The organism is Arthrobacter sp. Z1-9 (genome assembly GCF_054792695.1).
This window is the reverse complement of the sequence record NZ_CP096456.1, coordinates 1,207,669-1,219,328: the sequence shown is the minus strand read 5'-3', so window position 1 is coordinate 1,219,328 and position 11,660 is coordinate 1,207,669. Positions and strand designations below refer to the sequence as shown.

The 11,660-nt window shown below is 56.7% G+C and carries 9 protein-coding genes; 4 read left to right on the top strand and 5 right to left on the bottom strand.

What is annotated here, in order from left to right; all coding sequences use genetic code 11:
* Window positions 1-105 precede the first annotated feature (105 nt).
* Together M1D93_RS05625 and M1D93_RS05620 are read left to right on the top strand one after the other, a co-directional pair.
* On the top strand, window positions 106-1,038 hold the full coding sequence (locus M1D93_RS05625) for a NaeI family type II restriction endonuclease (RefSeq protein ID WP_461174170.1): 933 nt from the start codon (window positions 106-108) through the stop codon (window positions 1,036-1,038).
* Window positions 1,039-1,381: 343 nt separating this feature from the next.
* Complete coding sequence (locus M1D93_RS05620) at window positions 1,382-1,867, top strand: HNH endonuclease (protein WP_461174169.1); 486 nt, start codon at window positions 1,382-1,384, stop codon at window positions 1,865-1,867.
* Here the strand turns inward: M1D93_RS05620 and M1D93_RS05615 are convergent, their stop codons facing one another.
* From M1D93_RS05615 to M1D93_RS05595, 5 genes are all read right to left on the bottom strand, one after another.
* A complete protein-coding gene (locus M1D93_RS05615; RefSeq protein ID WP_461174168.1) occupies window positions 1,868-2,875 on the bottom strand; it encodes a DNA cytosine methyltransferase in 1,008 nt (335 codons plus the stop codon).
* A gap of 364 nt (window positions 2,876-3,239) precedes the next feature.
* Window positions 3,240-4,175, bottom strand: a complete 936-nt coding sequence (locus M1D93_RS05610; RefSeq protein WP_461174167.1) for a hypothetical protein — start codon at window positions 4,173-4,175, stop codon at window positions 3,240-3,242.
* A gap of 95 nt (window positions 4,176-4,270) precedes the next feature.
* Complete coding sequence (locus tag M1D93_RS05605) at window positions 4,271-5,347, bottom strand: hypothetical protein (RefSeq protein ID WP_461174166.1); 1,077 nt, start codon at window positions 5,345-5,347, stop codon at window positions 4,271-4,273.
* Window positions 5,348-5,721: 374 nt separating this feature from the next.
* The gene (locus M1D93_RS05600) at window positions 5,722-8,016 is read right to left on the bottom strand and encodes a DUF262 domain-containing protein (protein WP_461174165.1); all 2,295 of its coding nucleotides are present in this window, start codon (window positions 8,014-8,016) and stop codon (window positions 5,722-5,724) included.
* Window positions 8,013-9,752 carry a DUF262 domain-containing protein gene (locus M1D93_RS05595; RefSeq protein WP_461174164.1) on the bottom strand — a complete coding sequence of 580 codons (1,740 nt, stop codon included), beginning with the start codon at window positions 9,750-9,752 and terminating at the stop codon, window positions 8,013-8,015. The genes M1D93_RS05600 and M1D93_RS05595 overlap by 4 nt, the downstream gene beginning before the upstream one ends.
* A gap of 154 nt (window positions 9,753-9,906) precedes the next feature.
* Between M1D93_RS05595 and M1D93_RS05590 the strand changes: the two genes are divergently transcribed.
* The gene (locus M1D93_RS05590; RefSeq protein WP_461174163.1) at window positions 9,907-10,713 is read left to right on the top strand and encodes a GIY-YIG nuclease family protein; all 807 of its coding nucleotides are present in this window, start codon (window positions 9,907-9,909) and stop codon (window positions 10,711-10,713) included.
* 339 nt (window positions 10,714-11,052) lie between these two features.
* Window positions 11,053-11,640 (top strand): SHOCT domain-containing protein, encoded by a 588-nt coding sequence (locus M1D93_RS05585; RefSeq protein ID WP_461174162.1) that lies wholly within the window; start codon window positions 11,053-11,055, stop codon window positions 11,638-11,640.
* The last annotated feature ends 20 nt before the right edge of the window (window positions 11,641-11,660 follow it).

Below are 11,660 nucleotides of genomic sequence, written 5' to 3'. Positions count from 1 at the left end.
TTTGCGTCCGAAATGCATGCATAGGGGCAGGCAGGTTAATAAGGCTGTTCAGGATGTCGTTAACTCAATTCTGGGACGGCGCGACCGTGCAATAGGGTAAGGGTCATGTTGCCCTGTGAGCTGGACGAGCTGTCCAACCCTGAAGATCCTGAACTCGAAGCAGTCGCCGCGACGCTCCTTGCTATGGACCCTGATGGCAGCCGAATGGCCAAGGTCTTCCGGGCAACCTTTGATCAGCTCTATGACGGCCAGCGAACCGGACGATACCGCTGGGATCAATTATTCAAAACAGAGAAGACCCACTATGGGACTCTCATCGAGATCAATCTCCAGCGGGAATTTCAGTTCGATGACGGGGTTGTCCTCGATTACCGAATCGCTGGGTTCGAGGTTGACTCCAAGTACTCAGCCACAGCAGCGTGGATGCTTCCGCCGGAGAGCATAAATCACTTGGTCCTCGGATCCGTCGCCAACGATCAAATATCCACGTGGAGCATCGGTCTCGTTCGTGCAACTCCAGAAAACCGCAACGTGGGTATGAATCGGGACCAGAAAGGCAGCCTGAATGCCCTCGGGAAGTCTCGTATCCGCTGGCTTTTCAAAGGCCACCCCATGCAACCGAACATCTTGCTGCAGCTCCCTCAAAAGGACGTTGACAGAATCTTTGCCCCACGGAGCGGTCAAGCTAGGGTTAATGAGCTCTTCCGCGTGGCCACGAACCGGAGAATTTCCCGCAATATCATCGCGACCGTCGCGCAGCAGGACGATTTTATGAAACGGGTTCGCGAAAACGGTGGGGCACGCAGCGTGCTGCGATCCGAAGGCTACATCATTCTCGGCGGTGACTACTCGGCACAAACGGCTATTGCTCGGTCACTTGGTTGCACCGTCCCTGAGCCCGGAGAGTTTGTCAGTGTCAGGGTGGGCCCTGTCGATTTTGCGGTGGCGAACTCGGTCTCGTTGGAAGGCCAATACTGGCAGAGCATTGATGGCGAAGGGTTGCCCAAAGGGCCAGCACCAAAAGTCCTCGCACAATGAGCGTCGATTTTCTGTTATTGCCAAAGCCCGACAGCCTGGAGCTCTCGGAGCTGATCACTTGGAAACACCACCGAGTCCTATACGCATACCTCTACAGGCGCCACCACGATCCCCCAACCATGGTGGAGATCCGTGCTCATGCCGCGGCGACAGCAGGCTCCAGTCATGCCCAAACCGGTCGGCGTGTCCGAGGTCTTCGTGAACACTTCGAAATTGCGGCCGTCCGCACCGGCCACAAACACGTCTACGTCTTGCCTGGTCCGCGGACCGAAACACGAACCCAACGAACCGCGATCTCGGGGCGGGTACGCGCCCAAGTTCTGATCCATCAGCGCTGCGCATAATGCGGAAAGACGCCGACGGAAGACGAGCAAAGCTACAAGTCGATCACAAGCTGCCCCTCACCTGGGGTGGTACGAACAATATCAAGAATCTGCAGGCGCTCTGTCTCGACTGCAACCACGGCAAGCGAGATTTTCTTGCCACCTTTGATGCTCATGCCGACAAGATCCGTCACGCAGCCCTGCCGGAGCCACATAAGCGGATAGGTGGGACGTTGAAGGCCTTCCATTCTGCTGGCGAGTATGCCCCGTCAGAAGTTGTTGGTCTCGCCGCCTGCATGATTCAGTACCAGGATGACTGGCAGAAGCGCATGCGCGAGTTGCGCCAACTGCACTGGGATTACAGGACTCACAAGCGCAAAGAAGATAGACGAATCCGCAGCTACTACGAGGTGACCAGATGGACGCCGTGGCCATCCGGGCCTGTTGCCGCCACAATCAAACAAATCGAGAAGAGCAAAAAGCTCATCAGCGCTGCCGCTCCTTAGCTAGCTGACGGCGCGCAAGTGGCGCTCTACGGACTCTTCGAATTGATTGTTGACTGGAGCTTTGACGCCCAGTGCCGTGGCAATGGAGGTGCCGATGGCCGCAGCGACAGGCGGCGGGAAGGCATTGCCAATTTGACGGTAGACCGACGTCTTCTTGCCCGAGAACTGCCAGTCCAAAGGAAACCCTTGCACGCGGGCAACCATCTCATTGGTCAAGCGAGGTACGTGATCCAGCGGCGTCGCAGGGCCTGGCACTTCGTTGGCAATGCCTTTGCCGTCAACGCCAAGTTGGAGCCATGCCGCCTTAGCTCGCGTCGGGCCAAGGTCAGCGCCGCCGTGTTTCTTTGATCCACCGACGACAGTCGGAGCCACTCCGTTGGCCCTGGCCGCCCAAGCCTCAGCGCCGGCCCAGCCACCGCTCTTCATCAGCGGAAGGAGCACTTTGCCGACCGTTGGAGGCGTCCCGTGAGCAGCGGGCCAATCAAACTTCTTGTGAAATCGCTTCTTTACTGCGACAAGAATGAACCTAGGTCGCAACTGAGGAACACCGAACTCGCTGGAGTAGAACAGCTGCCAGTCTGCTTGATACCCGAGGTTGCCGAGCGCATCAAGAATTGACTGCCTGTAGGTGGAGAATCGTGCCGAGGCCAGTCCTCGGACGTTCTCCAGCATTACGGCAGATGGCTTGGCTTCCTCGACCAGGCGCAGCGCCTCCGGAAAGAGGTCCCGCTCATCGTCTGCGCCCAGCTGCTTGCCGGCGATGCTAAACGGCGGGCAAGGCACTCCCCCAGCGAGCAAATCTACGCCCTTGTAATCCCTACCGCTGACTTCACGAACGTCGCCATGGTGAATTTTCCATTCGGGGCGGTTAAGCGTCAGGGTTGCCGCCGCGTCGTTGTCAATTTCCACGGCCAAAGAGTGCCCGAACCCAGCTTGCTCCAAGCCGACTGACTGACCTCCGGCTCCAGCGCAGATTTCTAGCACAGCAAGTTTGGAGGTGGTAGTCATGTACTCCATCATCTCATTTCTGTTGTTGCTCTTCGCACTTAGGCCTGTCTCTCCGACTTTGCCAGCAAGCACTGACATTGCCGGGAGGCGGCTTCGCTCCGCAAACGCGAATACCAAGGTGGCCTAGACAACGGTCGGGATTCGTGGCCGTAACGAATTCGTGCCGTGTCTCGGAGCGTTCCAAGGAAGAACTGGCGGGAAACTCGCTGGTACCCAACCAGAACCTCGGGGACGTGAGCGATCATAGCGCCAGGGCGAGGGCGGGGTTGAACTCGACAAAATTGAATCCCAGCCTCGTTCCAGAACCGGCTCTCGAGCACGGATCGGCCGCGAACAACTGACGTTTACTAGGCTACTTACGACTTCAATTTTCTAAAAGCTCCGCGGCGGCCATCCGGCGACTCTCGTTGAGGCTCGGAAAGTCCAGTCGCTCGGCCCATTTGGCTGCCAAATCCTCATTTGCATGTCCATCTGTCAAGACCCCAAGGAGAGTCATTAGTCGACGCCGGTCAACTGGAACGGATCTCTGAATCGAGGGTCTTTTGTACCAAGTGCCGTCGGCTCTGCGGAAGTCGAAAGGAATAAAACACATGTTGATCGGTTCGACGATCTGACTCATGACCATGTTGAAAGCAGCCCCACTGGAACTATGTTGCTTCACGACCCACTGGGGGGTGCAAGCGCATTGCCCAAATACGACCGGACGGCCATTCAGCGCATCACCCATAGGTACCCATGCAACCAAATCCAGTCCATTGTCACCGAAATCCTTAGGGCCAAAATCGTCCTTGTCGAAGCGAGCCTCCTCACCAAGATCTTTTACTAATAAGTCCAACTTATGAGACAACTTACCTGCATACCTATCGTCGGAAAGTTCGGCGTTCTTGCCGAAAAGGTGCACTTGGGCGCTCAAAGGCATGACCTCCTTGAGCACCTGCATTGAGAGAGCCTCGAAACGTGCTGTTAGCTGTGTCCTGGTCAGCAGCGACGGCACATAACGAAGGACCGAGCAGTGTAGCAAGAAGAGGTAAATGCTCCGACTGTGACTTTCTTCAGCTAGGCGAAGTCTGCGACGCTCATCGAGGTAAAAGGGATACGAAGTTCCGAAGACTCGTTCTCGCTCCTCCAGATATTGGAATACATCCGCCGCACGGGCCTGTTGAGCATCACTCAGCGCGGCGTCCGAGTCACCGTCGACATCCTCGCTGCGATCCGAATCCTCGGCGTCGTCCCCAGACTCGTCGTTCCGAACGTCGTTACGGCGCCTCGCGGTTTCGGCAAGCTCCGAGGCCGAGAGCACGCCGGAGTCTGATGTAAGGCATAACAGCTCCGCCCAGTCCGTCCAGCGATGAATCTGTGGGGAACCCGGGAGACGATGGAGACCTCCAAGCACTTTTAATCTTCCCCATCCGCACGATTTTGCAAGGCCTGGCGCAGAGCCCTGACGTCGGTGAATAACTCATTGACCGCGGCGGTATCGGCCGCAAGGACCTCATCCAAATCATCTATGTAATTGTGAGCAAGAGAGACATTTTCGCGCGCAGCTGCTATGGCAACGTTAAAACTCTCCGTTGCCGCGCCACTAAGCTTGGCCGCGAGGGCCAACGGCTGCCCTGCCTTCAGCGCCTCTTTTGACCCTGGATGAGATACGACATCTGCGAGAACTCGGATGTTTCTGGACTCACCGAGGATTGTCCGGCCGTTCGAACCCCTCTCGAAAATCCACCGGGTCAGCCACTGAAGCGCTCCCCTGTCCAATCCGGGTAGTTCCGCACTCTGGGCGGTGGGGAGCCCGAGAAACGTCACGATCCTCTCGTATGCCAGCACGGAGGAGAGGAGCGAAAAGTTGAGAGTCTCCTCGTTTAACTTGTCGACGTTGTAAAAGTTACTGTCTTCAATTACTCCGTAGATTGCCAAAGCAGTCAGTAGGCGGCCAACATAATCTTTACGACTACCAATATTTCGTGCTAGGTGCTGATACCGGTTCTGTGGATCGCCGGACAACCCATCGTAGAGTTGTTTAAGATATCTGGCCTTGGCCAAGGGATCCCATTCTTTAATACCGGTAACATGGCGGTAGCCCAGATGCTCGAGAATCTCTTGCCTGGTCTCAAACTGTAGGCAAGGTATTTGGTCTGGACGCTCCTTGGCCGAAGCGGCAACAGTTCGAACGGACACGCTTCGGGTCGGTGCAGCTTCCGGCCGAAGCAGGAGCAGGGTCGCAGCAAGACGTCTATTCCCTTCAACCACGATCCAGTCATCTCCCCCCTCGCCGTGTGGACTGACCAAAAGCGGCTCACCAGGGAAAAATCCCTGCTCAGCAATTGAACCCATAAGATCGACTAGATTCGCATCGTTCAGCATGAAATCCAAGACGGAATCGATATTTTCGCCGTCGACGGTCTTCGGGAACCGAGGATTATCTGGGTCGAAATGCAACCTGTCAACGTCCACGTACTTAAAGTCGGGCACATCCACCCCTCGATGTAAATGTTTTCACCAAGCCTAATGCGAAGTCAGCAAGAGTACTTACAGGGGCCGTCACACGCGCGTCTCCAGACGGAGGCGTTCGTACATCATTTTTCGCTCCCCGACGGTGGCCATCATCAGGCATGCGATCCTTACTTGGTGTTCGAATTCAATGGCTGATTCTGACCGGTGAAAGAGAACGAGGCCTTTGAGGCCCCGCGTGATGCGGGAGGGACCACCACGTAAGCACCGGCCAGGACACACCCAAACGTAATGGCGTTGTCTCTAGAAGCAAGCAAGAACGAAGTACTGCGCTCACTTGAGATGCGCTTGCCAGCTTGCGCGCCGGCACCAAAATCTAGGGTGACTGCAACTGCTCAGAGCCCTCTAGAGATGAGAGCCCGCACAAGTGCTGCCCCCACCTCGATCCGATCCTCTGAGTCAACCTGGCGGTTACCAATCACGGTTTGTTCGATGGCAAAAATGCCATCGTCGCCAATACCGAGCTCTGCGAGTGCGCTTTCAAAAACGCTAACGGAATCTGCTTCCGTTGGCGCCGAGAGCCGGAATCCGTCGGCGAAGCACTGGATCCCCGTGCCGCTTGTTATGAGCGTCAAAAAACGGGGGTTCCACTCGTAGCCGATGAACCATGGATTTTCGACTTCTGGTGGTTCACCAAGTTGGCGCCAGATGGTGAGTAGGTAGGGGTCTCGGTAGCGGCTGTTCATTTGAGTCATGCCACCGCGAAGGTTGCAGAGAGAGTATCCGAGTCTGCCACCTTCGGCGAAGTAGATTCCGGACCCTCCTGAGCGCATGTCCGGATATTTCACCATGTAGTAACGCCAGTCCAATTCCATCGTCACCTCGCGCTCGGCTAACCATTCGCGCTGCATGTCTTGCAGGGTCTCGGCGAGGGGTTCCGCTCGGCCCGTAATGCGGTCGAGAAAATCAGCAAGCACCTGGCTTGTTGGCTCGAGTCCCTTCCGTGTCGCCCCGGTGAGAAGTAGGCGCCATACGTCCCGGTACGCTTTGGTGGGCGTCGCGAATTGGAATGACCGTGTGTTCTGCGGGTCGCGGCCGCGTGCCCGCTCGTAATTACCCAAGGTCAATAAAGCGCCCGCCGCTTCGCTCCACAGATCATCGGACCGGATTACCTCCCGGAATGCTTCTGCTCGCTGTTCGAATTTGGCGGCGTCGAGCTCGAACGCGTTCAGCGATCCTCGTAGGAGTGGGTGATCCTCCAAGTCGTCGAGCGCTTTCTCGGTCGCCGGGTTCGCGGCGCGAAACAGTTGTTTGGCCCGCTCGTCGTCGATCTGAGGCACGCTGAAGCCATTGCCCGGCTCCGGCAGTTCGCCCGTGAGAATAAGGACTTTGGTGTCGGCGATCAGCCGAGGCATGCGCTCTGCACGCATCTCCACTGTTGATCCTTCGATAAGGTTGCGAAGCACCCGTATGCGACGAGGAAAGTCCTCAGTGGCGTGGGTAATGTGAAGCAGTACCGCCAGGAGTATCAGTGTCTGGCCAAAGGTGAACAGTCGGCTGCTGCCACTTCTCAATCCGTAGGATCTGCAGCAGGATCCAAAAAGATTAACATCGGTACCCCGGAAAAAGAGAGGAACTTTGCGCTCAGATTCGTTCAGGTCACTATTTCTCCCGAACAGTTGGCTGAAGGTCGCCGGGATGTCACGATCGACCCAGGCGTCGAACGCGGAAAATAGGAATTCGAGGTGCTCGGCACTGCTGGGGTTCGTGTCCCCGAATATGCGTTCCGTCCTTTTTACGAGCGGCAGCCCGGGGATCGACGGGAGTATGGGGTCGCTCCATTCGCATACCTCGGTGACGAACTCGACGTAGCGGAGAAACTCGTCGTCGACGAGATCGTCGTCGCCCCGTAAGTGCCAAAAGACGTCTACCCATTCGACGTCCACCTTTTGAGCGAACTCTGACGCGCGCGGTGATGTCTCGATGATTTTCTCAAAATGAGCCTTGAAGTTTTCGAAGTCGGTGAGAGGCTTCCCACGCGAGTTCATTTTGATGTAGAGGTCCTCTGCCGAACCCATGTCGGGCAGTGGGAGAAGGTGGAACGACACGGCCGGTTCTGCTGTGTCGGCGAGCCGCTCCCAAGCGGTGACGGCATCTACGTCGAAAAACTGTTCGTGGATCGCATCGAGCATCACGAGCATCGATTGGATAGTTGGATCGTGGCGCCAAACGAAGAGGTACCAGGACTGGTCGATGATCCATCCAGACAGTTTCTCGACGTCGGATGGCGGCACCGCAGTTACCAGACGTTCGCAAAATCGTCGTGCGCTTTGCCGGGTGGCATAAGAGAAGCGAGTCCACGGCGCCGTGTTATCCAGCACCCCGGCACGAGCTGCCACATACCAGTGCAAAAGGAAAAGCGTAGTGAGGCGCTGCTGTCCGTCGAGCGGTTGCAGTGTTCCGTGATCGATCTCGCCGTAGATGAAGTCGAGGCTGACACGCTGCGGGTTCGGCCCGTCCAGGGCTTCGCGTAGTACGTCTAGGAATGTTTCGCGAATCTCATCCACTTTAACTCCGCGACGACCTTGGGCATAGTCGCGTTGGATAAGCGGGATTTTGATTCTCTCTACCTGGTCTCCGTCCGCAGCATCCGTACGAAATGCGCTGATGAATGATTCGATTCGACTCACTGGTTCTCTTCCTGCCTTGAGACGCTGGCGGCGGAATCGCCCAGCATGTACGGGCCGAGTTCGCGTTCGATGGCTTTGAAGTATGCCTCGCGGTCCTGCATGCTCCAGTAATGCACCTGCTGGGCACGCTCTCCGGTGTAGTACTTCAGGAACACGTTCCGTGTGCAAACTGGGATATAGGATCCCCCGCGATCACGCTTGAGTACTTCAAGTCGCTTCACCTCGAACCACGAGTTGCTGAGTGCACTGTTGTCACGGCTGTCAAGAAGTGCCAGATTCGCTATTGAATGAACATCGCTTTCCGTGGTGCCACCCCCGTCCGGCACAAAGTAGGGGGCCAGTTCGAGTTCGAGTTCCAGGAACTTTTCTTCGGTAAGGTCTAACATCGCTTCGTCAATACGCTCCTGGAGGGCGAGCCGGTCAACCTGCAGTATGTTTGGCAGGCTTGATAAAGCATCACGGTGCAGCCGCAACCATTCAAGCCACTGCTGGACAGTTCGTAGCTCTTCTGCGTTCTGCGCGTGAATGTGTTCAAGGGACCACTGGCCGGTTGCATGCGCACGGAAGGAGTACCGCTCAGTGGAGTTTGTTTGCTTTCGCACGGTTTCCACGTTCATAAGGAGCAACGCAGCTGACATCCGCTGCCGTTCATTGGGAGACTCATAGGACAGCTCGCGGAGGACCTCCACAGACAGCCGCAGTCGATTTCGGATCTGGGTATTCAACTTAGCGTCGAATTCTGACTTCTTGGAGCCCTTCGCCAAATCGACGATGTCCTCGAAGCGGCTGCCGGTGGCTACGAGATAACCGATTTTGTGGAACAAATTTCGATCTTCAAACCAGCCGAGGACAAGTGAGTGGAGATCCACCACTTTGTTCCAGAACTCGTCTGCATTGTCGACGATCTGTTGGCGCAAGGTTTCGAACGTGTGGAACGGCGGGCGTTCGTGTGCTTTCAGATTGCCTGCCAGAGTGTCAAGCAGGAGGCTGATGTGGGTCGCTTCAGGCCGTGGGTTTCCAGTCAAGAAGGCCCACAGCTCCGGGGTGCGCAGATCACGCTCGATGACGTCCCACTCGGCGGCCATAGCTTGAGCCCGATCAGTTTGGTCCACTAGATCCTGGCTACGGGATAGCGCAAGCGCCTTGATCAATTCGGCATCCGTAAGTGGAATTTTGCCCACGTTGAGACGGGTGAAAAGATCTGTCGAGCTTACGTATTCGGGCGCTTCGTACCAAATCACCTTCACCCGTTCGGAGAGGGCTTTGTAAAGGTTGATTGCAGCGAGTGTCTTACCGGGCCCCTGCCTCTCGAACCACTCCTCGATGCACTCCCAGGCCTGGAAGATGTGGAAGAAGTCGATATTCTCCGTCGCCCCATCGGCACTTGGAGCTTGAAGAAATTCTGCACTGCGTGGGCGAGTGTCATATTGGAGCTTATACGGCACTTCGGCGGATGGCAGGGCATTCTGCCTAATGAATTGGAGTATAAGGAAGAGGGTCGTGAGTCGCTGCTGGCCGTCAACCAGCTCCCATCGGTCCTCGCCCAATCGCTTGACCACGATGGGCTGGAGGTAATAGGTTGCACCCTCGCTCGTCTGAATGTCCTCGAGCAGGCGCCGAACTTCCGGTCGGCCCCAGCGATAACCACGCTGATAGCCGGGAACAACAAAATCGCCCGAAATCAAGCCGACGACGCGGCCCTCGAATGCCCCATTTATAACAGACGTCTGTGCCATGCCCCCATACTATGGGTGATACAGCTGACTAGACACAAAATACACTTAACTCCGTAGTGGCCTGAAAACTGGCAGATCATTGATGACCTCGCGGAACCTGCCCTTGAGGAAAATCTTTTTCATGGGGTTACGCAGCTTTGGCTAACATTTGACAATGGAAGCATCACCGGGAGGTCACCAATGGACGGCCATCGAATCTTGTGAAAAGGCCTGGGTCGCCACGCCAAGGTTGTCAGGCGTGTATAGGTGGTTTCTCCAAGGCGATCTTCCAAAGAGTTTTAATTGGCCTCCTACACTGACTCCCATTCGGCAGGGTGACCTGATCTATATCGGACGGGCGACGTCTCTACGCACTCGCGCCAAGCACCATAAACTGCCTACACTCCAGTCAACTCTCCGGAGGGCGCTTGCGTCGCTGATGGGTTTGCAGGCCGAGTGGCGGGGAAATTCAGCGCATCCTGGCCTAGTCCGGGAACACGAGATGCAGTTATCAAGCTGGATGAACAATAACTTATCCATGTCCTTTGTTGTCATTTCGGCCTCACTCGTGGAAAGCACCGAGAAGTCTCTGCGCGCGTCCCTGAAGCCGCCGCTGAACCGCGACGGCTTGACCCCAGAACAGCGGCACACCAGTGCCGCAGCTGCTGTAATGCAACGCAACGCTTTAGGAGTACGAGGTTTGAGTAAGGATCCCACGGAGGTGACCGAACGTCCCACTTCGGCGATTCGCGCGCTACCCACAAGTTCAAAGAGAAACACGATTACCGAACGACTGGCGTTAACGAAGACGCTTTACGAGCAAGGGTGGACTCGTTCCCAGGTCGCCGCACGAGTGGGGGTACACACGAGCACCGTCGGAGACTACATCGCCAAACTTCGAGATCGGGGAGAGATAGACCCCGGTCGATCTCGGATCCGCAGACCTGTGGAATCGGGAGAAAAAGCTACGAAGCTTGACTGACTCTTCCTAGCTGACGTTAAGACCAGGGGCTTCGGTCAGGAACGCGGAGAAGAGGAAATGCGGTGCGCCACTGTGGACTTCCATCGACTCCGCGGTGAGAGGCAGGGGTGAGTGGCCGGGGTGTCGCGACAGTCCCACCGCTGAGGCAAGGCAGTGGGGACTCCAGGCATAGAACACCGCGCCATGGGTCCGGGTTCGGTTGCGCTGCTTGAGCGCCCACCCCGTACGCCACCACCGCGCACGCTGTTGCAACAATGCGTCCTGTTGTCCGTCCGCAGTTAGAATGTGGCCATGGTGGGTAACGGGCGCGTCGTCGGTGGAGATTACAAAGGTGCGACTGTGTCGACCCCAATGGGCAGCACACTCGTTGTGCAGGCAGGGCTCAAGTTCCGAAAGTTGACGCCTGACAACGTCGTGGAGTGGGACGAAGTCATCACCGACGGGAAGGGCAACCCGGTGGGCGACGTGAGCAAGGCGGTAGCCGGAGCCGTCCTTCCAGGGCGGCTTGGAAAGGCAGCTTCAGCGGCAGTCAGCGCGACGTTCGATGCCATCGGATCGTCTCATGTTGTGCGCGTCGATTGGGCGGACGGCAAGCGCTCACTGATCAAGTTGCCTGACGGGATGTTCAAACACTTTGAACTCGTGCTTGAGAATCAGCGTGCGCTGACCACTGAACGATCGCCAGGTGAGGTTGTTCCGGGTCCGGTGGAGAAGCCCACAGTGACAGAGCAGGCATTTTCGCTCGTATCGGGAATCATCAAGGATCGACTCCCTGCCCCAATCAAGACTCCGCCGGCGGACGAAGCGCCGATCACCACACCCGATGTCACAGAGGTAATCTCTAAGCTCGCCTCCCTGCGTGACGCGGGCATTCTCTCCGACGATGAGTTCAGCGCAAAGAAGGCACAGCTGCTGGACCGGCTCTGACGCCTAAGAATTGAAATCAT

Bases quoted from the DNA above. Each gene is read 5' to 3' on its own strand.
- M1D93_RS05625 (WP_461174170.1), top strand. From the start codon at position 106: ATGTTGCCCTGTGAGCTGGACGAGCTGTCCAACCCTGAAGATCCTGAA.
- M1D93_RS05620 (WP_461174169.1), top strand. From the start codon at position 1,382: ATGCGGAAAGACGCCGACGGAAGACGAGCAAAGCTACAAGTCGATCAC.
- M1D93_RS05615 (WP_461174168.1), bottom strand. From the start codon at position 2,875: ATGACTACCACCTCCAAACTTGCTGTGCTAGAAATCTGCGCTGGAGCC.
- M1D93_RS05595 (WP_461174164.1), bottom strand. From the start codon at position 9,752: ATGGCACAGACGTCTGTTATAAATGGGGCATTCGAGGGCCGCGTCGTC.
- M1D93_RS05590 (WP_461174163.1), top strand. From the start codon at position 9,907: ATGGAAGCATCACCGGGAGGTCACCAATGGACGGCCATCGAATCTTGT.